Genomic DNA, 19,614 nt, shown 5'->3' on the forward strand with positions numbered 1-19,614 from the left:
CGATGCGTCTTACCAGAGCCACCTTCTCCGCGGCTGTACTTGCCACGGGACTCGTCTTCGCTGCCCTGCCCGCAACAGCCCATGCGGCATCTGCGGCTCCGCAGGGCGGCTGTTGGGGTTCCAGCTGCACGGGCAAAGACCCCGCTGCGTACTGCGCCGGGGACGCGTATACCGTTCACAGCGCCAGAATCGGCCAGACCGCCGGAGTCATCGAACTGCGCTACTCACCCTCGTGTGAGGCGGCTTGGGCCCGCATCACCGGGAAGAGGGACATCTATAACGCGGGCGCCCCCAAGGCGAAGGTCATCCGCAACGACGGCCGTACGTACTCTTGCGAGTACAGCCACACCAACGGGAACCAGACGAGCTGCTACACCAACATGGTCAACGACCACAACTTCACCTCTTACGCCTGGGGTTGGTTCGACAACGGTATCGTGGCCTACTCGGCACGGACCGCCTCCTACTAGCCGCTCCAGCACCGGTGGCAACGCGAGCCCGCCTTCCCAAGCGCACAGCCGGGGAGGGCGGGCTCGTTCCGTTGCCTAACGACTTGCCTCCCAATTGTTCGCGGGGTCGGCCGTGACATGACGACAGCAGCGCGGGTTCTTCAGCTGTTGACAAGAAGAGGGCAGGCGCTGATGCCACCTCGGCAGGGAGCTCCTCAGTCTCCACCCATCTGCGAAGAATCACGATGTCGGTGCCGAGCAGTCCCTGTTCGTACTCAGCGGGCATACGGGTCGTCCGGCGTCTGCTCGGCGGTGGCGTCCTGATCCGCCCGGAAGGCGTCCAGCGAGATATTGGAAGCGGTGCGGGACATGGCGGTGAACTTGCCGCGCGGGACGAACCGCCTGCGTCGGCGCAGCGGGATCAACTCGCCGATGCGGTGTCCGTCCCGCGTGACGGTGAAGGCCTGCCCGCCCTGGACGGCGTCCATGATTTCTTTGGACCTGTTACGCAGGTCGCGTTGCGTGATCTCCTGCTGCGCTGTCACGGCATCCACGGTAGGCGAGGTGCTAGGAAGTGCCACCAGATGGCACACCGGGACCTACGTGGGTGAGCCCGGGGCGGGGCGTCTGGAAGGGCTGCGAGCTGTGTACTTCTCAGCCTGCGAGCCCGTGCAGGAAGTCGGCGTGCACGCTCGGATTGTGGCTGAGGACCACGGAGTGGTGTGGGAGCGTCGTCGGCCGATCGGAACCTCGTGGCGGTCCTCGGCACGGCCGGCCGCCGTCCATGTCCCGGCCGGCCGGCCGAACGCGGCGACCGACGGACACGGCACGAACGGTTGTCGGCCCTCCGCGGCCGGGCGCATTGGTAGCGTCGGAGGATGCCGTGCCGGCCGGCACGGTGTGCCGTTCGACCGAGAGAGACCTGATGCCCCCGAGGATTCGCAGGGCTGTGATCCCCGCCGCCGGACTCGGCTCGCGGCTCCTGCCCCTGACCAAGGCCACCCCGAAGGAAATGCTGCCGGTCGGCGACAAGCCGGTGATCGAGCACACCGTGCGCGAACTGGTGGCGTCCGGCATCACGGACATCACCATCGTCGTCTCCGGTGGCAAGTCCCTGATTCAGGACCACTTCCGGCCCAACCCCGCCCTGGCCGAGCAGTTGCGCGCCGATGGCAAGACCGCCCATGCCGATGCCGTGGAGGAGGTCGCCGAACTGGCCCGCCAAGGGCACATCACCTACCTCGACCAGCACGGCCCGTACGGCAACGGCACCCCGGTGCTGAACGCGGCCCGCAATTTCGGCGACGAACCCATGTTGGTGCTCTGGCCGGACGACGTGTTCGTGGCCGACGTGCCCCGCGCCCAGCAGCTGATCCGCGCATATGAGGTGACCAACTGTCCGGTACTGGCCCTGATGCCGATGGACCCCGCCGACTCCCAGCGCTACGGCGTACCCGTGGTCAAGGAGGACCTGGACGACGGCCTGCTGCGCATCACCGGCCTGGTCGAAAAGCCCGAATCGGTCGACGCCCCCTCGGCGTATGCGGCCATCGGCGGCTACGTCATCACCCCCGGCATCATCGACGAACTGCGCGAGCAGACCAACCGCTGGTACGAGCACCGTGAAGGCGAGGTCTACCTGACGGACGCCATCAACGCCTACGCCGCATGCCGTGCGGTGTACGGGCAGGTCATCTCCGGTCGCTGGTACGACACCGGCAACCCGGCGGACTACCTCGTCGCCCAGATGGCTTTCGCCCTCGCGCACCCCGAGTACGGGCCCATCCTGCGCCGGCTCGCCCGCGAACTCGGCGATGGCGACCACCCCGTATCCGGTACGGACACCACCACGAGCTGATCAGCTTCGGTCTACATGCGTTCGCTGGGAGGCGGACAGCCTGCCTCCATGGTTTCGGGCGAGGGGGCCGAGGACATCGGCACGGATCTTGATGGTCAAGGTCGGCTTCCTGCACCGGGACTTCCATCCTGGCGACGTCCTTGCGGGAGGGGCCTTTGGTCGAAGATCGCGCCGCCCATCTCTACCGAGCCCGAGACGGTTCCGGTCGGCCCGGTCGGAACGCTCGTTCAGGGAGACTGCCCTTCCAGTAACGCGGTGCCCAGGGGAGTACGGGTGTGGAGTACGGATTGGCCGGAGCGTCGACTGGCGACGAGGCCGGCCTCGCGAAGGGCCGCCGCGTGGCGGCTGGCTGTGGGCAGCGAAAGGTGTAGTGCTTCCGCCAGCTGTGAGGTGTTCATGGCGCTGTCGAGCACATCGAGCGCGGCGGCCCGGCCCGTACCGATCAGACGGTCCAGGGCGGGGCGACCGGCCGGCCGGCCAGGCATGGTGTGCGGAGTCCGGGCGTGCCAGCCCAGTTGGCGGGTGACCGGATAACCGAGCGTCAGCGGCCGGTCCTTGGCCACGCTCGCCGTCGTTTGGAGGCTGAAGAAGGACGGAAGCAGCATCAGCGGCCGGCCGTCGACGTGGAAGCTGATGTCCTTGGGCAGGGAACAGTGCATGCTCAGCGTGTCCTCACGCCAGTCCAGATGCTGCGGCGGGTAGCTGCTGATCAGACCTTCCACGCCGCTCTCCGCAAGGACATTCGCACGCAGCTCACGCTCTGCTGCGAACGCCTCCTGAAGGGGGCCGGTGTAGGGAGCGACGGCGATACTGTGATAGCGGCTCAGTAGATCACCGAGCCGCTTCATCATGTTCGGATCGCCGTCGGCGACGTTGCGACACCAGTCCGGAAGGCGTTTTGTGCCATGCCGCATCACATTCATCTGAGCCTGCAGGGTGCTGCGCGGTGTCGACATGAGCAGGTCCAGGCCCGTTTCCAGCTCGACGGGTTCGTCCCCGGGGACGAGGAAGTCCGGCGAGTAGTTGTTGAGGGGATACAGGCAGGTCAGAGCGTGGACGGCGTCGGTCAGTCCTGCTTGAGCGAGGGCTCTGCGGACGGTCTGGCGCCATGGGGCGAAGTGCAAAGCCGCCTCGCCGCTCTGCAGCGCGAGAAGGCTGAAGTAGATCTCCCAGAGCGGATGAGGCCGCGGCGCCACGCGTAGTCGGGTCAGGTCCTGGTTCGTGAGATGGAACCGCAGCAACAGTGCCCTCCCTCGTCTAGCTCTGCGCTGAAGACGAAGGCATAGGTTCGCCCGGTTCCCGGTGGACCTTTGCAGCAGCAGGAAAAGGTTGGCGGCACCGCTTCGAGAGCGCCCATCATCACAGCGTCGGGAGCCGCTAGCCTCGCCCGGGCGGCTCCCAAGCGACACAGGCGAGAACGCGTGAGAAAGCACGTGAGCAGCGGCATTGCCGCAGTAGCCCAAGAGCACCGTGATGCGCACGCACGCTCACGGACCGGAAGACAACGGGGGGATTTCATGAGGAAGTACCGCACGGCCAGGATCAGTTCTGCTTCGCTGCTCCTCGCGGCGGGCGCGCTCGGGGCGACCGGCCTGCCGGCCGCCGCTGACACGGCCCCGTCCGGGGCCGAGCAGACCCGCACCGCCGCCGGGAAGTCGCAGGCCGCCAAGGGGTTCTGCACTTCTCCCTCCGTCTGGGAGATCTTCCTTGACACTGGCAAATGGAGGCATCACAAGGGCCGGTCCACCATCCTCATGACCGGGGCCCGCTTCGACGAGGAGGCCAAGGGCTGGGCCGAAGACATCGCGACGGGCGACAGGGTCGAGGTCCAGCGCAGCTACATGACGTTCGAGATGAAGCGCAAGCATTGGTATCCCTCAAAGGAAACGATCGAGGCGGGCGGCGGCTACCGGAGCTGCGGCAAGAAGGCGAGCTGGTCGGACGCGAACCTGCGTGACTCGATGGTGACGCCCACCGTGCAGTTGCAGATCCCGGGCACGGGCAGGAGCTACGCCGTGCGTTCCTGCGTCTTCCCCGTAGAGGGGGGCAAGAAGGGCTGCACGAAGTGGTACGTAGACCACAAGTAATCGCTGCGGCCTCTCGGGCCGGTGCTCGTAGTCGCGCACCGGGCGGCGGTACAGCATCAAGATGCCGTACGCCCCCGCCGACGGCATCGGCGGGGGCGTACGTGGGGTGAGCCCGGGTCGGGGCGTCCCCGGCGGGGCTGCGACGTGGAGGTCAGCAGCTCTGCCAGAGCCGGGTCATGACGCGGACGCCGAAGCGCAGGCCCTCCAGCGGGACGCGTTCGTCCACGCCGTGGAAGAGGCGGCCGTAGTCCAGGTCGTGCGGGAGCTTGAGGCCCTTGAAGCCGAAGCAGCGGATGCCGAGGTGGGTGAAGGCCTTGGCGTCGGTGCCGCCGGGGTTGCAGTACGGGACCGGGTGGCCGTCCGGGTCCTCGGCGCGTACGGCCTCGCACATGGCGTCGACCAGCGGGCCGTCGAACGTCGTCTCCAGCGCGATGTCGTGGTTGACCCACTCGCGGGTGACCGAGGGGAGGAGGAGCTCGTCGATCGTGTCGATCAACTCCTGCTCGTGGCCCGGGAGGAAGCGGCCGTCCACCCGGGCGGTCGCCTTTCCGGGGATGACGTTGGTCTGGTAACCGGCGTCGAACATGGTGGGGTTCGCCGAGTTGCGGAGCACCACCTGCATGAAGTCGGAGACCGGGCCCAGCCGGGCGAGGCTGCCCTCGATGTCGTTCTCGTCGAACTCGACACCGTAGAGGCGGGCCGCCTCTACGAGCAGGGCGCGGACCGGTGCGATCAGGCGGATCGGGAAGGTCGCGCGGCCGATGCGGGTCAGCGACTCGGCGAGGTCGGTGACGGCGTTCTCGTCGTTGGGGGACGAGCCGTGGCCGGCCCGGCCGGTGGCGGTGAGCTCCATCCAGGCCATGCCGCGCTGGGCGTTCTCGATCGGGTAGAGGCGACGGGTGTCGTCGAGGGCGAAGGAGAAGCCGCCGCCCTCGCCGATCGCCTCGGTGACCCCGGCGAAGAGCTCCGGGCGGTGCTCGACCAGCCAGTGGGCGCCGAACTTCCCGCCCGCCTCCTCGTCGGCGAGGAAGGCGAGGACCAGATCGCGCGACGGCCTGGTGCCGGTACGGGCGAAGTGGCGGGCGGTGGCCAGCACGACGGCCACGGTGTCCTTCATGTCGATCGCGCCGCGGCCCCAGAGGTAGCCGTCCCGGATCTCGCCGGAGAACGGCGGGACCTGCCACTCGGAGGCGTCGGCGGGGACCACGTCCAGATGGCCGTGGACGAGGAGGGCGCCGCGCTCCGGGTCGCTGCCCGCGATCCGGGCGATGACATTGGCGCGGCCCGGCGCGGACTCGACCAGTTCCGAGTCGATGCCCGCCTCGGCGAGTCGGCCCACCACCCACTCGGCGCTCGCGCGCTCGTCGCTGGTGGGGTTGGAGGTGTCGAACCTGATCAGTTCGGCGCAGAGTTCGATGACCTCGTCCTGGGCCTCGTCGGAGGCCGGGACGAAGGAGGTGGTGGGGTCGGGGGTGGTCATGCTGCTCCCACAGGGGTTGTCGCGCGGGCGGCGGGGGCGGCGGCGTCGTCCTCGTCGTCCAGGGTGGAGGTGCCGTACGGCTTCACCCAGCCCAGCAGGCCGAGGACGCTGTACAGGATGAAGGCGGTGGCCAGCGAGTTCAGGGCCGGGATACCGCCGTCGTAGAACTTGCCGACGCAGAACGCCGCGATCCAGATGGCGATGGACATCGGCACCCAGGTCGGCGAGGACTTCGGCAGCGTCTCGGACTCCCGGGTGTCGTCCAGCGGCTTGCGCATCCGCTTCACGACCCAGTACTCGGCCACGATGATGCCGCCGATCGGCGGGATCGCGACGCCGAGGACGGAGAGGAACTCGGTGAAGTGGGTCATGATCCCGACCGCGGACAGGACCGTGCCCGCGATGCCGAGGACGATTGTGACAGCGCCGCGGTGCAGCCGCTTGCCGAAGACGACCTGGAAGAAGTTGACGACGCCGAGCGAGGAGCCGTACAGGTTCCAGTCGTTGATCTTCGCGGTGGACATCAGGACGACGACGACGCCGAAGGCACCGGAGGTGGAGAGCACGATGTGCGAGACCTCGTTGCTCTTGACCAGGTGGCCCAGGAGCACACCGGTCATGCCGACGATGTACTCGGAGAGGATCATCGACGAGGCGCTCTGCAGGAAGACGTGCGAGCCCTTCCGGTTGTACCGGGTCATCTCCGGGGCCACGATCGCACCGGTCATGAAACCGCCCGCGATGGCGGTGGCCGCGACGGCGAGCGGAATCGTCTCGCCAGGGGCCGGCGAATGGATCAGGTCGCCGAGGGAGTGGTCCTTCAGCGTCGAGACGATCGACCAGGCGACCATCGCGAAGAAGAGCGGGGTCACGATCTTGGCGAAGACGGCCATGTACTTGAAGCCGAAGATCACCAGGGCGGTGATGGCGATGCCCGCCAGTACGCACCACATCCAGGACGGGCCGCCGACCAGCGCCGAGACGCTGTTGCCGAAGATCGTGTTCTGGACGCCGAACCAGCCGACGAGGCTGACCGCGATGACGAAGCTGACCAGCGCGGAGCCGTTGCGGCCGAAGCCGACCCAGCGGGTCAGCATCGGGGTCGCCAGACCCTCGCGCATTCCGGCCAGACCGATCGCGAAGATCACGATCTCCAGGATCACCGCGCCGAGCGTGAAGGCGAGGAAGGCGTCCCCGAAGGTCATGCCGACACCGATGGTGGCGCCGAGGGTGAACTGCGAGATCGAGCCGGACTGGGCCAGCCACTGGAGCAGCATGGACCAGAATCCGAAGCGCTTGTCGCGCGGGACGCGGGAGAGCGCGTAGTCGTCGCTGCCGATGCTCTTGGCCTCGGGGGCCACGGCCTCGGCCTGCGGGGCGGCTGCCATCAGGACTCCTGGGGGGTACGGCCGAAGGTCTGCAGGTGAGCCAGCGACCCGTAGCGGTTGACGAGGTTGCCGAACTCCACCGCGTCGTGGAAGTCCAGGTGGCCGCTGCCGTAGGCCTTGGCGACCTCCACGGCGTAGCGGGCGGCGGACGCGATGTCGCTCTCGTGGCTCGCGCCCGTACCGCAGCCCGGCACCGCGGCGGCCGAGGTGATGGCCAGGCCGACGACCGGGGCGGCCGTCGCGGTGGAGGGCTGCAGGATCGAATTGATGTGGTGTGCACCGTTACCGTACGGGGTGATGTCCTGCGTGGTCACCGGGTACGTGACCAACGGCTCACCCGTCACCACGGCCAGCAGCTCGCCGAGCTGCTCGCTGACCCGGAGCACCCAGCCCTCCTTGACGGTGGGCGACAAGGCGAGGCCCTTGTGATTGATGATTCGGTTGCCCTTGGTGGTGTCGATGGAGAGCACGGCCTCCATCTCGCCGGTCACCTCGTGGCGGTTCATGGTGGCGATGTCCACGGGCGAGCCCATGAACGGCACCGGGTCGTGCGGCTCGGTCGGCGCGTTCGGGCAGATGTGGGTGGCGACGACGACGTCACCGGGCAGCACATCGCCGCGGCGGCGCATGTCGAGCAGCTTCGCGGCGGTGGCGAGGGCGGAGACCGCGCCGTCGGCGTCGGAGACCATGCCGGTCACCCCGGGCCGGGCGCCGATGCCGCCGAGCCGGCCCACCACGCCCAGTGTGCGGGCGCCGCCCCCGGACGTACGCCCTTGGGCGCCCGGGATGCGGACCATCACGAAGTCCGTCGAGCCCTGCTCGCCGGCGACCGTGGTGACCTGCGCGGACGAACCCTCGGCACCGCTGACGGAGTCGAGGTACTCGGCGACCGTCTTGCCATTGACCTGGGGATCGTCCAGCAGATCGACGATGTCCAGCACGTACTTCAACATGGGGCCCTACTTTCTCGCTCATCCGGGCACCCGGGCCGAGGCGCTCGAGGGGGGAAGCGCGGGGCGGGGTGCTGAGGCAACATTCGGGATCCGATAGCGTTGAACGCAACTGTTTCCCGTTATTTGCAATTCAGGTCTGAATGGTGAGATGACGATGGCGGACTTCGATCTGGACCGGCGCACCCCCGCCGGCGCCCTGCAAACCGTCGACCGGGCGCTCCTCGTGCTGCTCGCCTTCGAGCGGACCCGGCCCGACTGGGGCGTCACCGAGGTCGCCGAGGAGTTCGGCTGGGACACCTCGGTGGCCCAGCGGCTGCTCGCCACCCTGGCCGGGCGCGGCTTCCTGGTCTCCGACCCGGCCACCCGCCGCTACCGCATCGGCCCCGCCGTGCTGCGCCTGGGCAGGCTCTGGGAGCGTTCCGGATCGCTGGAGCTGCTGGCCGGGCCGGTGCTGGAGGAGCTGCGCCGGGTCACCGGCGACACCGTCCTGTTCTGTCTGCCGGACAGCTTCCACATGCGGTGCGTCGCCGCGGAGGAGGGGGAGGCCGGGCCGCTGCGCTACTACCCCCTGGTCGGCGAGCTCTACCCGGCGCACGCCGGGGCGACGAGTAAGTCGTACTACGCGTATCTGCCCGACGAGCAGCGCCACCGGCTCTTCCGGGGCCGCCCGATGGCCCGCTTCACCGACCGGACCGTCACCGACCCGGACCGGCTGGAGGAGGAGTTCCTCAAGGTCCGCGCCCAGGGATACGCCTGGACGGTCGGCGAGTACGACACCGGCATCGCGACCGTCGCCGTACCGGTCTTCCTCGGGCGCGAACCGTACGGGAGCCTCAGCCTCGGCGGGGCCGAAGAGCTCTTCCGCGGAGCTCCGGAGGACCGGCTCGACGCCCTGCGCCACGCGGCCCAGCTGCTGGAGAAGCGTCTCACCCAGCCTCCGCAGCGCCCGAAGCCGCGCGCCCGCCGCTCCCGCACCACCACCTGATGATCCAGAACAGAACCAAGAGGAACCCCGTGAATCTGCTGCTGCTCTCCAACTCCACCCAGTACGGCCGCGGTTATCTGGAACACGCCCTCGACACCGTCACCGCGTTCCTGCCCGCCGGTGCCCGGCTGGCCTTCGTGCCGTACGCGCTCGCCGACTACACCGCGTACACCGCACGCGTCCGCGATGCCCTCGCGCCGTCCGGCATCACCGTCCGCGGGGTCCACGAGAACGCCGACCCGGTCGCCGAACTCGCCGCGTCCGAAGCCGTGTTCATCGGCGGCGGCAACTCCTTCCGGCTGCTGAGCGCCCTGTACCGGACCGGTCTGCGGGACGCCGTGACCGAAGCGGTGCGGGGCGGACTTCCGTACATGGGAGCCAGCGCCGGTACGAACATGGCTGCGCCCACCCTCCGTACCACCAACGACATGCCCATCGTGCAGCCGCCGTCCTTCGAGACGCTCGGCCTCGTCCCGTTCCAGATCAACCCGCACTATCTGGACCCGGACCCGGAGAGCACCCACAAGGGCGAGACCCGCGAGGAGCGGCTCACCGAGTTCCTGGAGGAGAACGACGTGCCGGTCCTCGGCCTGCGCGAAGGGTCATGGCTGCGGGTCAACGGCCGCCAGGCCCGGGTGCAGGGCGCCCGCCCCGCCCGGCTGTTCACCCGCGGCGCGCGGCCGCAGGAGCTGCCGGCCGGGTCGGACGTCTCTCATCTGCTCACGACGACACCGCGGTTCGACGCTCCGGTGCGCTGACCGCCAGCACCAGATCGGCGTCGACCGGCAGCCCGCTGCCGGGGTAGGCCGCGGGGTAGGCGCGCGGCGCGTATCCGGCGGCCGATCCGGCCAGCACGTAGGCGCCGCCGGACGGGGCGGCCAGCATGTAGTGGCCGTCCTCGTCCGCCACGGTGAGCCCGGCCTGCCGGCCCCGGCGGTCGATCAGCGTGACGTTGGCGCGGGCCACCGGCGTACCGTCCGCGTCCAGCACCCGGCCGCGGAAGCCGCCCGAACCGGTGACGGGGCGGGACGGGGAGAGTGCGGGGGCCGACGCGTCGTCCTCGCTGCTCGCCAGCAGCGCCGGGCGCATCGCCTCGCGCTGCGACGGCAGGAACGCGGCCAGCACCAGCCCGACCACCACCGCGCCCGTCGCGATCCCGAACGAGATGCGGAACCCCTCCATCGACGGCAGCGGCACCCCGCCCGTCCGCACCGAGGTGTTCGCCAGCACCATGCCGATCACGGCGCTCGACACCGACGTACCGATCGACCGCATCAGGGTGTTCAGGCCGTTGGCCGCACCGGTCTCGGACGGATCGACGGCCCCGGTGATCAGCGCGGGCAGCGAGGAGTACGCGAGTCCGATACCGGCCCCGAGCACCACCGCGATCACCACGGTCTGCCAGGCGGCACTCATCAGCCCGAGCCCCGCCCCGTAACCGATCGCCATGATCAGCATGCCGAGCATCAGCGACACCTTGGGGCCCCGGCGGGCGGACAGCCGGGCGTACAGCGGGGCGACGAACATCATCGTCAGACCGAGCGGCGCCACGCACAGCCCCGCGACCACCATCGACCGGCCGAGTCCGTACCCCGTCGACGCCGGCAGCTGGAGCAGCTGCGGCAGGACCAGCGAGACGGCGTAGAACGCGACCCCGACCATGATCGAGGCGAGGTTGGTGAGCAGCACCACGCGCCGGGCGGTGGTCCGCAGATCGACCAGCGGCGCCGGGCTGCGCAGCTCGAAGAGGCCCCAGAGGACGAGAATCACCAGGGCGGCGGCGATCAGACCGAGCGTGGTTCCCGAGGTCCAGCCCCAGTCACTGCCCTTGGTGATGGGCAGCAGCAGACAGACCAGCCCGAGCGAGAGCCCGAGTGCGCCGGTGAGGTCGAAACGGCCGGGGGCGCGCAGTGTGGTCTCGGGGACGACGAGGACGGTGAGCGCCATCGACAGCACACCGAGACCGGCCGCGCCGAAGAACAGGGTGTGCCAGTCGGAGTGCTGGGCGACCAGCGCGGCGGCGGGCAGCGCGAGTCCGCCGCCCACCCCGATCGACGAACTCATCAGCGCCATCGCCGAGCCGAGCTTCTCGCGCGGCAGCTCGTCACGCATGATGCCGATGCCCAGCGGGATGGCGCCCATGGCGAAGCCCTGGAGCGCGCGCCCCACGATCATGACGACGAGATCGTCGGTGAACGCGCATATCAGTGAACCGATCACCATCACGGCGAGACTGGCGAGCAGCATCTTCCGCTTGCCGTAGAGATCGCCGAGCCGCCCCATGATCGGTGTCGCGACGGCCCCCGCCAGCAGGGTCGCGGTCATCACCCAGGTGGCGTTGGACGGATCGGTGCGCAGAAGGGCGGGCAGATCCTTGATGACGGGGACGAGCAGGGTCTGCATCACCGCGACGGTGATGCCCGCGAAGGCGAGCACGGGGACGACCCCGCCGCCCGCCTTGCGCGGCCGCGGATCGGGGAGTTCCCCGGCGTGCTGTCCGTTCGTCGTCTGTGGCATACGTGTGGCCTCCGGGCGGCGTGATCGAGGGTCTGAAAGGGCGTGCGGATGAGGCGGCGGGCAGCACCGACCGCCAAGTGCGTGCACGGTGAAACCTTTCGCATGTCCGAGGTATTCCGGTGAACGAGGTACGAACGGGGGCACAACCGCGCACTCGGCCCGGAGCGAGTGGCGATCCGACCGCTATCTGACCTTCCGTCAGAATGGAACGTGTTCTACTCTTGCGCCGTTCCAGTGGCTGCGACCGGCGAGGATCCGCATGGGCATCGGAATCACCGAAGAGCAGAGGGAGTTGGCGCAGGCCGTACGGGGGTGGCTGGCGCGCGCCGTACCGCCGGAGGAGATACGCAAGCTCCTCGACACGGACGCCCCCGGGACCCCCGGCGTGCGCCCCGGGTACTGGGACGGGCTCGCCGAACAGGGTCTCCTCGCCATCCATCTGCCCGAGGAGTACGGGGGCGGGGGCGGCCAACTCCTCGATCTGGCCGTGGTCCTGGAGGAGGCGGGCCGGGCCGCGCTTCCCGGCCCGTATCTCGCGAGCGTCCTCGCCTCCGCCGTACTGCACGCGGCGGGCGCGGGCGAACCGACGAGAGAACCGGCAGGCGAACCGGCAAGCGAACCGGTACGTGAACCGGCAAGCGAACCGGTACGTGAACCGGCAGGCGAACCGGTACGTGAACCGGTGCGTGATCTGGTTCGCGGCCTCGCCGCCGGCGCACGCATCGGCGCCGTCGCGCTCGGCCCCGGCACCCTCACCGCCGTCGAGCACGGCGACGGCCATCTGCTCGACGGCACCGCCCCGCCCGTCCTCTCCGGCGCCGGCGCCGACCTCCTCCTGCTCTCCGCCGAATCGGCCACCGGCACCCTCTGGTTCGCCGTCGACGCCGACGCCGAAGGGCTGACCGCCCGCCCGCACCGCAGCGCCGACCCGACCCGCCCCACGGCCGAGATCCGCGCCGAGGGCGTACTCGTCCCCGCGGAACGCGTCGTACGGACCGACACCGCGCGCGTCCGCGACCTCGCCGCCGTCCTCTTCTCCGCCGAGGCGTGCGGAACCGCGGCCAAGGCGCTGCACACCGCAGCCGAACACGCCAAGGTCCGCGAGCAGTTCGGCCGCCCCATCGGGCAGTTCCAGGGCATCAAGCACCTCTGCGCCGACATGCTCGTACGGGTCGAGCGGGCCCGCGCGCTGGTGTGGGACGCGGCCCGCGCCGCCGAAGGGGAGGAGGCCCCGGACGTACGCTCCATGGTCGCCGCCCTCGCCGCGGCGGACGCCCTCGACGCCGCGTACGGCTGCGCCAAGGACTGCATCCAGATCCTCGGCGGCATCGGCTTCACCTGGGAGCACGACGCCCACCTGTATCTGCGCCGGGCCCTGGTGGCCCGGCAGTTGCTGGGGGCCGGTGACGCCCACCGGCTGCGGGCGGTCCGGCTGGCCGAGGGCGGCGCGCGCCGCGAACTCGCCCTCGAACTTCCCGCCGGGGCCGCGGCGTACCGGGCCGAGGCGCGCGAGGCCGTAGCCGTCGCCCGCGGCCTCGGCCCGAAGGCCGCCCGCCGCGCGCTCGCGCCGACCGGCTACGCCGCGCCGTACCTCCCCGCCCCCTACGGACTGGGCGCCGGACCTGTTCAACAACTCGCCGTACAACAGGAGTTGAAGGAACAGGGTATAAAGCTGAGCGATCTCGGGATCGCCACCTGGGTCGTCCCCTCGCTCATCGCCCACGGCACGGCAGCGCAGCAGGACCGCTATCTGCTGCCCACCCTGCGCGGCGAGCTCCTCTGGTGCCAGCTGTTCTCCGAGCCCGGCGCGGGCTCCGACCTCGCCTCGCTCCGGACGAGGGCGGAGCGGACCGACGAAGGCTGGCGGATCAACGGACAGAAGGTGTGGACGAGTGCCGCCCAGTGGGCCGACCACGGAATCCTGCTGGCCAGGACCGACCCGGACGCCCCCAAGCACCGGGGGATCGGCTACTTCCTCGTCGACATGAAGAACACCGAGGGCATCGACATCCGCCCGCTGAAGGAGATCACCGGCGACTCCCTCTTCAACGAGGTGTACTTCGACGACGTCCTGCTGCCCGCCGACGCCGTCGTCGGCGAGATCGACGACGGCTGGCGGGTCGCCCGCAACACTCTCGGCAACGAACGCGTCCACATGGCCGACCAGATGACCTTCGACACCGGCCTGGAGGCCCTGATCGCACGCTCCGGCGAACTCGACGGCACGTACCGGGCCCGGATCGGAGCACTCGCGGCCGAGGCCCACGCTCTCGCCTGCATCGGACTGCGGACCACCCTGCAACAGGTCTCGGGACTCGAACCGGGCGCGGGAGCCTCCGTACGCAAGCTCGTCCAGACCATCCACCAGCAGAAGGTCGCCGAACTGACCCTCGAACTCCTCGGCCCGGCCGGCGCGGTCGGCGAAGGGGCGGGGGAGCGGGCCCTGCACGGCTTCCTGATGTCCCGCTGTCTGACCATCGCGGGCGGCACCACCCAGGTTCAGCTCAATGTCGTCGCCGAGCGCATCCTCGGTCTCCCGCGCGATTGAACGGAAGGGACTTGCCCATGAAGCCCATGAAGTCTGTGAGGCCGACGAAGCCAACGAAGCCGACGAAGCCAACGAAGCCGACGAAGACGATGAAACCGATGAAGCTCATGAAGGCGTACATCGTCGGTGTCGGAATGACGAAGTTCGAGAAGCCCGAGACCCGCGACTGGCAGTACTGGGACATGGCGAAGGAGGCCGGGACGGCGGCGCTCGCCGATGCCTCCCTCGCGTACGAGCAGATCCAGCAGGCCGTCGTCGGCTACTGCTTCCAGGCATCCACCGCCGGCCAGCGTGCCGTGTACGAACTCGGACTGACCGGAGTGCCCGTCTACAACGTCAACAACAACTGCGCCACCGGCTCCACCGCGCTGATGACGGCCCGGCAGTTCGTCGAGGGCGGCGGCAGCGACTGCGTCCTCGCGCTCGGCTTCGAGAAGATGACGCGCGGCGCGCTCGGCGGCGGTGGTGCCGACGGCGGTGCGTCGGACTTCAGGACATCGCCGGTGGCCCGGCACTACGGGATCATGGCCGCCGCCCACGGTTTCGAGATGAGCCCGCCCACCGCCCAGATATTCGGCAACGCGGCCCGCGAGCACATGGAACGCTACGGGACGACCGAGGCGCAGCTCGCCGCGGTCGGCGCCAAGAACCACCGGCACTCGGTGAACAACCCGTACGCCCAGTTCCAGGACCCGTACACGGTCGAGGAGATCCTCGCCGCGAAGACCATCCACCGCCCGCTGACCAAACTCCAGTGCTCACCCACCTCCGACGGGGCGGCCGCCGCCGTCGTCGTATCGGAACGCTTCGTCGAGGAGCATGGTCTGGGCGACCGGGCCGTCGAGATCGTCGCCCAGGCCATGACCACCGACACCGGCGACTCCTTCGCCTCCGGTGCCTGCGTCGACGCCGTGGGACAGCCGATGTCACGCGCCGCCGCCCGGCAGGTGTACGAGGCCTCGGGGCTGTCGGCCGCCGACCTCGACGTCATCGAGCTGCACGACTGCTTCTCCATCAACGAACTCCTCACCTACGAGGCGCTCGGCCTGTGCGGCGAGGGGGAGTCCGGCAAGCTCGTCGAGTCGGGGGCCACCACGTACGGCGGCCGGTGGGTGGTCAACCCGTCCGGCGGGCTGATCTCCAAGGGACACCCGCTCGGCGCCACCGGAATCGCCCAGGCCGCGGAACTGACCTGGCAGCTCAGGGGCCAGGCGCAGGGCCGGCAGGTGAAGGACGCCCGGGTCGGCCTCGCGCACAACATCGGGCTCGGCGGGGCGGCGGTGGTGACGTTGCTGCGGCGTTAGCGGGGAGCTCGACGCGCGTCGTGCTACGTCGCCGGACCGGGCCCGGGTCGGCCCGAATACCGATGTACGGGGCGCAGGGCGGCTGCGAGTATGACGGTCATGGTTGACCTGACGACGCCCGTACCCCTGCAACAACGGCACAGGACCCGCACCTGGGCGGCGGTGCTCGCCGCCTGTGTCGGACAGTTCCTCGTCGTGCTCGATGTATCCGTCGTCAATGTCGCCCTGCCGTCCATGCGTTCCGACCTCGGGATGACCGCGGCCGGACTGCAATGGGTACTCAACGCCTACTCGATCGCGTTCGCCGGATTCATGCTGCTCGGCGGGCGTGCCGCCGACATCTACGGCCGCAAGCGGATGTTCCTCATAGGCCTCGGCCTGTTCACCGCGGCCTCCCTGGCCGGCGGCCTCGCCCAGGAGGGCTGGCAGTTGCTGGCCGCCCGCGCCGCGCAGGGGCTCGGTGCCGCCGTGCTCGCCCCCGCCACCCTCACCCTTCTCACCACCGCCGTTCCCGAGGGCCCGGCCAGGACGAAGGCGATCGGCACCTGGATGGCCGTCGGCGCGGGCGGCGGAGCGGCCGGCGGGCTGATCGGCGGGGCGCTCACCGATCTGCTGTCCTGGCGCTGGGTCCTGCTGATCAATGTGCCGGTCGGTGTGCTCGTCCTGACCGGCGCGGCGGTCTGGCTCGCCGAGGGCCGGGCGGGCGACCGGCGGCGGATCGACTTCGTCGGCGCGGTCCTCGTCACGGCGGGCCTCGCGTCCGTCGCGTACGGCATCGTGCAGACCGAGGAGTCGGGCTGGACCGCGGCGGCGACCCTGGTGCCGCTGCTCGGCGGGGTGGCCCTGCTGGGCGTCTTCGTGGCGGTGGAGGCCCGGACGGCGGAGCCGCTGATGCCGCTCAGGGTGCTCGGGTCGCGGGCGGTGACGTCGGCCAACGCGGCGATGTTCTTGATCGGTTCGGCGACGTTCTCGATGTGGTATTTCATGACCGTGTACGCCCAGAGCGTGCTGGGCTACACCCCGCTGGAGGCCGGACTCGCCCTGATGCCCACGTCGTTGGCCGTCGTCCTCGGCTCGAAGTGTGCGCCCCGCGTGATGTCCGTGACCGGCGCGAAGAACCTGGCCCTCATCGGTACGGTGATCGCCGCCGCGGGCTTCGGCTGGCAGTCCACGATGGGCGCCGACGGTTCGTATCTCACTTCGGTCTGCCTGCCCGGCGTCCTGATGATGGCCGGTACGGGTCTGGCGGCGACTCCGCTCGCCTCGCTGGCCATCACCGGCGCGGCCCCCGGCGAAGCCGGTCTGGTCTCCGGCCTCGTCAATACCTCCCGCACGATGGGCGGTGCGCTCGGTCTGGCCGCGCTCTCCACCGTCGCGGCGGCACGCACTGCGGGCGGCACCGGACCGGAGGAGCTCACGGTCGGGTACGCGCTGGCGTTCCGGACGGCCGGCACGGTACTGCTGGGCGGACTGCTGCTGATGGCGCTGTGGCTGCCGCGCCACCGGTCGGTTCAGCGCTGAGGGGTATGGGGCCGGTCAGGGGCCGGTACGCGCGCAGCGTCGGCCGGTGAGGGAGCCGCCCTCAGAGCCACCCCTGCTGCCGCGCCGCCCGGACCGCCTCCATGCGGTTGCGGGTGCCCGTCTTCCCGATGGCCGACGACAGATAGTTCCGCACCGTCGACTCGGACAGATGCAGCTTCGCCGCGATGTCGGCGACCGTCGCCCCGTCCACGGAGGCGTTCAGCGCGTCCCGTTCCCGCGCGGTCAGCGGACTCGGCCCGGCGCTGAGCGCTGCGGCGGCCAGCACCGGGTCGATCACCGTCTCGCCCCTGAGCACCCGGCGGATCGCGGTGGCGAGTTCCTCGACGGGACCGTCCTTGACCAGGAACCCCGCGGCCCCGGCCTCCATGGCCCGGCGCAGATAGCCGGGCCGGCCGAACGTGGTGAGGATCAGCACCCGGCAGTCCGGCACCTCCTCGCGCAGTTCGGCGGCGGCGTCCAGACCGCTGCGGCCCGGGAGTTCGATGTCCAGCAGTGCCACATCGGGGCGGGACAGCAGGGCGGCGTTCACGATCTCGTCCCCGGCGGCCACCTGCGCGACGACCTCGATGTCCGGCTCCAGACCGAGCAGCAGGGCCAGCGCACCGCGCATCATGCCCTGGTCCTCGGCGAGGAGGACACGTACACACTTCGAGGGCCGCCCGCCGGGCATGTCTGTCATACGGTCAGCGTCTCAGACCGGGCACCCGCGCGAGCGTCCGCCACGTCCCGGCAGCCGGGCCACCCGACGGCGACTCGTCCTGCCGCCGCCCGCGTGATCCGTACCAGCTGCTCTTCGGACTTCTCTCACCAGTACATGAGGTCCACCACGCAGGAGCAGTGCGGATCACTGCCGTCCACGGCCATCCGCTCCTCCTCCGTGATCAAGGACGGATCGCGGTCGACCGTTTCTTCCCCTCCTCCAAGCTGTGCTTTGTCTGCGGCACCTTGCAGGACAAGATGCCGCTGCACGTCCGTACCTGGACGTGTGCCTGCGGTACGACCCACGACCGGGACGTGAACGCCGCACGCAACCTGCTGGCCGCCGGACGGGCGGTGTCGGCCTGTGGAGCTGGTGCAAGACCTCAACGGAGAACTCCCGGCGGACGGGCCGGACGAGGCCGCTTCCGGCGATGAAACAGGAAGTCTCACGGCGCGAGCCGTAAGAATCTCCCTCCTTCAGGAGGGAGAGCGTCAAGAGGTGAAGAGGCGTGTCTTCTTGGGGAGAAGCACACGAACGGACTGCGCCGCACGGTGTTCCAGGTCCGGTTCACCATTCTCGCCGGAGAGACAGGTCCGTGGCATCGCCGGAAGCGGCCTCGTCCGGCCCGTCCGCCGGGAGTTCCGCCGTGAGGACGAAGCCGCCCTGCGGCCCCGGGCCCGCCCGCAGCGAGCCGCCCGTCGCGGCGAGGCGCTCGGTGAGGCCGGTCAGTCCGGTGCCGCCGATGCCGGGCGTGGCCGGTGCGTCGGGGTCGGGGCCGTGGCCGTCGTCCGTGACCGTCAGCCGGACCCGTTCGGCGTTGCCGTCGACCACGAACGAGCAGGTGGTGGCGTGGGAGTGGCGTACGACGTTGGTGACGGCCTCCCGCACCACCCAGCCCAGCAGCGCCTCCGTCTGCGGGGCGAGCGGCGGTCCCGAGCGGCGGAGCACCGGCTCGATCCCGGCGGCGGTCAGCGCGGACCGGGCCCGGTCCAGTTCGGTCGCGAGGCTCCCCTCCCGGTAGCCGGTGACGGCCTCCCGGATCTCGGTGAGGGCCTGGCGGCCGACGGACTCGATGTCGGCGACCTGGGTGAGCGCCGCGTCCATGTCGCGCGGCGCGAGCCGGCGCGCGGCCTCCGACTTGACCACGATCACGGAGAGGGTGTGGCCCAGCAGGTCGTGCAGATCCCGGGAGAACCGCAGCCGCTCCTTCTCGACGGCGGTACGGGCCAACTCCTGCCGGGTGGTCCGCAGTTCCATCACGGTCTCCGCGAGGGTGAGGATCGCGGCCGTCACCGCACCCGAGATGAACGTGCCGTAGCCGATGGTCCACGGGTCCGAGCCGCCGTTGCCGCGCCACACCGCGACGAGGGTGGCGACCACGGCCAGCGAGAGCAGACCGGCGGCGAGCTGCCGGTGGCGCAGGACGGTGCCGCAGGCCAGCGAGAGCAGCGGGAAGAACAGCAGCCAACTGCCGCCGTAGCCGATCGCCAGCGCGAACGTCACGGTGGCCGTTGCGGCGAGCAGCCAGTACGTGACCGGGCTTTCGCGCTTCTTCTTGTCGAAGCCGCGGAACACCACGGAGATGTAGAGGGAGTTGAAGGTGAGCAGCCCGAGGCCGCCGAGCCAGGGGTTGGCGGCCTCTCCCTGGAAGAGGTTGGAGAAGGCGCCCATGCCCATCAGCAGCCAGGGCAGCAGGGTGTACGGTCCGGGCGGTCCCGGGCGCTGGTCGCGGCGACACCTGCGCCGGTCCCGCCACCTACCCGCGCGGGCACCCGTCCCCGGGTCCGTCCGCTTCCTGGGCAT

16 protein-coding genes and 1 pseudogene are annotated in these 19,614 nt (G+C 70.1%); 9 read left to right on the forward strand and 8 right to left on the reverse strand.

The window, feature by feature from the left end:
• Positions 1 to 2 precede the first annotated feature (2 nt).
• Positions 3 to 470 carry a DUF2690 domain-containing protein gene (locus tag ACFVV1_RS15985; RefSeq protein WP_389989805.1) on the forward strand — a complete coding sequence of 156 codons (468 nt, stop codon included), beginning with the start codon at positions 3 to 5 and terminating at the stop codon, positions 468 to 470.
• Positions 471 to 724: 254 nt separating this feature from the next.
• On the opposite strand, the gene ACFVV1_RS15990 is transcribed toward ACFVV1_RS15985, so the two are convergent.
• Positions 725 to 994, reverse strand: coding sequence for a type II toxin-antitoxin system Phd/YefM family antitoxin (locus ACFVV1_RS15990; protein ID WP_389989806.1), 270 nt, complete (start codon positions 992 to 994; stop codon positions 725 to 727).
• A 380-nt stretch (positions 995 to 1,374) separates the two neighbouring features.
• Here ACFVV1_RS15990 and ACFVV1_RS15995 point away from each other — a divergent pair, with 380 nt between their 5' ends.
• Positions 1,375 to 2,307: a UTP--glucose-1-phosphate uridylyltransferase gene (locus ACFVV1_RS15995; protein WP_389989807.1), complete on the forward strand. Its 933-nt coding sequence runs from the start codon at positions 1,375 to 1,377 to the stop codon at positions 2,305 to 2,307.
• 227 nt (positions 2,308 to 2,534) lie between these two features.
• Here ACFVV1_RS15995 and ACFVV1_RS16000 read toward each other — a convergent pair whose 3' ends face one another.
• Positions 2,535 to 3,548 carry an ArsR/SmtB family transcription factor gene (locus tag ACFVV1_RS16000; RefSeq protein WP_389989808.1) on the reverse strand — a complete coding sequence of 338 codons (1,014 nt, stop codon included), beginning with the start codon at positions 3,546 to 3,548 and terminating at the stop codon, positions 2,535 to 2,537.
• 276 nt (positions 3,549 to 3,824) lie between these two features.
• Between ACFVV1_RS16000 and ACFVV1_RS16005 the strand changes: the two genes are divergently transcribed.
• The gene (locus tag ACFVV1_RS16005) at positions 3,825 to 4,394 is read left to right on the forward strand and encodes a hypothetical protein (RefSeq protein ID WP_389989809.1); all 570 of its coding nucleotides are present in this window, start codon (positions 3,825 to 3,827) and stop codon (positions 4,392 to 4,394) included.
• 151 nt (positions 4,395 to 4,545) lie between these two features.
• On the opposite strand, the gene ACFVV1_RS16010 is transcribed toward ACFVV1_RS16005, so the two are convergent.
• Genes ACFVV1_RS16010 through ACFVV1_RS16020 form a run of 3 tightly spaced genes read right to left on the reverse strand, consistent with a single transcriptional unit; the run spans position 4,546 to position 8,215 of the window.
• Positions 4,546 to 5,874: a M20/M25/M40 family metallo-hydrolase gene (locus ACFVV1_RS16010; protein ID WP_389989810.1), complete on the reverse strand. Its 1,329-nt coding sequence runs from the start codon at positions 5,872 to 5,874 to the stop codon at positions 4,546 to 4,548.
• Positions 5,871 to 7,262 (reverse strand): cytosine permease, encoded by a 1,392-nt coding sequence (locus ACFVV1_RS16015; RefSeq protein ID WP_389989811.1) that lies wholly within the window; start codon positions 7,260 to 7,262, stop codon positions 5,871 to 5,873. The genes ACFVV1_RS16010 and ACFVV1_RS16015 overlap by 4 nt, the downstream gene beginning before the upstream one ends.
• Entirely contained in the window at positions 7,262 to 8,215 is a 954-nt protein-coding gene (locus ACFVV1_RS16020; RefSeq protein WP_389989812.1) for a DUF1177 domain-containing protein, read from the reverse strand. Before ACFVV1_RS16020 ends, ACFVV1_RS16015 begins: the two co-directional genes overlap by 1 nt.
• A 154-nt stretch (positions 8,216 to 8,369) precedes the next feature.
• Between ACFVV1_RS16020 and ACFVV1_RS16025 the strand changes: the two genes are divergently transcribed.
• Both ACFVV1_RS16025 and pepE read left to right on the forward strand, forming a co-directional pair.
• Positions 8,370 to 9,200, forward strand: coding sequence for an IclR family transcriptional regulator (locus ACFVV1_RS16025; RefSeq protein ID WP_389989813.1), 831 nt, complete (start codon positions 8,370 to 8,372; stop codon positions 9,198 to 9,200).
• A gap of 29 nt (positions 9,201 to 9,229) precedes the next feature.
• A complete protein-coding gene (gene pepE / locus ACFVV1_RS16030) occupies positions 9,230 to 9,958 on the forward strand; it encodes a dipeptidase PepE (RefSeq protein WP_389989919.1) in 729 nt (242 codons plus the stop codon).
• Here the strand turns inward: pepE and ACFVV1_RS16035 are convergent.
• Positions 9,921 to 11,717 (reverse strand): MFS transporter, encoded by a 1,797-nt coding sequence (locus ACFVV1_RS16035; protein WP_389989814.1) that lies wholly within the window; start codon positions 11,715 to 11,717, stop codon positions 9,921 to 9,923. The two genes, pepE and ACFVV1_RS16035, sit on opposite strands and share 38 nt — an antisense overlap.
• A 259-nt stretch (positions 11,718 to 11,976) precedes the next feature.
• Here ACFVV1_RS16035 and ACFVV1_RS16040 point away from each other — a divergent pair, with 259 nt between their 5' ends.
• The 3 genes from ACFVV1_RS16040 (at position 11,977) to ACFVV1_RS16050 (ending at position 17,090) form a co-directional block, all read left to right on the forward strand.
• On the forward strand, positions 11,977 to 14,265 hold the full coding sequence (locus tag ACFVV1_RS16040) for an acyl-CoA dehydrogenase (RefSeq protein ID WP_389989815.1): 2,289 nt from the start codon (positions 11,977 to 11,979) through the stop codon (positions 14,263 to 14,265).
• Between the two features lie 107 nt (positions 14,266 to 14,372).
• Positions 14,373 to 15,569 (forward strand): lipid-transfer protein, encoded by a 1,197-nt coding sequence (locus ACFVV1_RS16045; protein ID WP_389989920.1) that lies wholly within the window; start codon positions 14,373 to 14,375, stop codon positions 15,567 to 15,569.
• 90 nt (positions 15,570 to 15,659) lie between these two features.
• On the forward strand, positions 15,660 to 17,090 hold the full coding sequence (locus tag ACFVV1_RS16050; RefSeq protein ID WP_389989816.1) for an MFS transporter: 1,431 nt from the start codon (positions 15,660 to 15,662) through the stop codon (positions 17,088 to 17,090).
• Between the two features lie 61 nt (positions 17,091 to 17,151).
• Here the strand turns inward: ACFVV1_RS16050 and ACFVV1_RS16055 are convergent, their stop codons facing one another.
• Positions 17,152 to 17,790, reverse strand: coding sequence for a response regulator (locus ACFVV1_RS16055; RefSeq protein ID WP_389989817.1), 639 nt, complete (start codon positions 17,788 to 17,790; stop codon positions 17,152 to 17,154).
• A gap of 212 nt (positions 17,791 to 18,002) precedes the next feature.
• Here ACFVV1_RS16055 and ACFVV1_RS16060 point away from each other — a divergent pair.
• Positions 18,003 to 18,274, forward strand: a pseudogene (locus tag ACFVV1_RS16060) (zinc ribbon domain-containing protein); the annotation flags it as partial.
• 104 nt (positions 18,275 to 18,378) lie between these two features.
• On the opposite strand, the gene ACFVV1_RS16065 reads toward ACFVV1_RS16060, so the two are convergent.
• On the reverse strand, positions 18,379 to 19,614 hold the full coding sequence (locus ACFVV1_RS16065) for a sensor histidine kinase (protein WP_389989921.1): 1,236 nt from the start codon (positions 19,612 to 19,614) through the stop codon (positions 18,379 to 18,381).

The organism is Streptomyces sp. NPDC058092 (genome assembly GCF_042884935.1).
Classification (GTDB): domain Bacteria; phylum Actinomycetota; class Actinomycetes; order Streptomycetales; family Streptomycetaceae; genus Streptomyces.

Excerpts from the sequence above, each read along its gene's own strand:
- ACFVV1_RS15985 (WP_389989805.1), top strand. The coding sequence starts at position 3 with ATGCGTCTTACCAGAGCCACCTTCTCCGCGGCTGTACTTGCCACGGGA.
- ACFVV1_RS15995 (WP_389989807.1), top strand. The coding sequence starts at position 1,375 with ATGCCCCCGAGGATTCGCAGGGCTGTGATCCCCGCCGCCGGACTCGGC.
- ACFVV1_RS16005 (WP_389989809.1), top strand. The coding sequence starts at position 3,825 with ATGAGGAAGTACCGCACGGCCAGGATCAGTTCTGCTTCGCTGCTCCTC.
- ACFVV1_RS16010 (WP_389989810.1), bottom strand. The coding sequence starts at position 5,874 with ATGACCACCCCCGACCCCACCACCTCCTTCGTCCCGGCCTCCGACGAG.
- ACFVV1_RS16015 (WP_389989811.1), bottom strand. The coding sequence starts at position 7,262 with ATGGCAGCCGCCCCGCAGGCCGAGGCCGTGGCCCCCGAGGCCAAGAGC.
- ACFVV1_RS16020 (WP_389989812.1), bottom strand. The coding sequence starts at position 8,215 with ATGTTGAAGTACGTGCTGGACATCGTCGATCTGCTGGACGATCCCCAG.
- ACFVV1_RS16025 (WP_389989813.1), top strand. The coding sequence starts at position 8,370 with ATGGCGGACTTCGATCTGGACCGGCGCACCCCCGCCGGCGCCCTGCAA.
- ACFVV1_RS16035 (WP_389989814.1), bottom strand. The coding sequence starts at position 11,717 with ATGCCACAGACGACGAACGGACAGCACGCCGGGGAACTCCCCGATCCG.
- ACFVV1_RS16040 (WP_389989815.1), top strand. The coding sequence starts at position 11,977 with ATGGGCATCGGAATCACCGAAGAGCAGAGGGAGTTGGCGCAGGCCGTA.
- ACFVV1_RS16045 (WP_389989920.1), top strand. The coding sequence starts at position 14,373 with ATGAAGGCGTACATCGTCGGTGTCGGAATGACGAAGTTCGAGAAGCCC.
- ACFVV1_RS16050 (WP_389989816.1), top strand. The coding sequence starts at position 15,660 with ATGACGGTCATGGTTGACCTGACGACGCCCGTACCCCTGCAACAACGG.
- ACFVV1_RS16055 (WP_389989817.1), bottom strand. The coding sequence starts at position 17,790 with ATGACAGACATGCCCGGCGGGCGGCCCTCGAAGTGTGTACGTGTCCTC.
- ACFVV1_RS16065 (WP_389989921.1), bottom strand. The coding sequence starts at position 19,614 with ATGCCCAGGAAGCGGACGGACCCGGGGACGGGTGCCCGCGCGGGTAGG.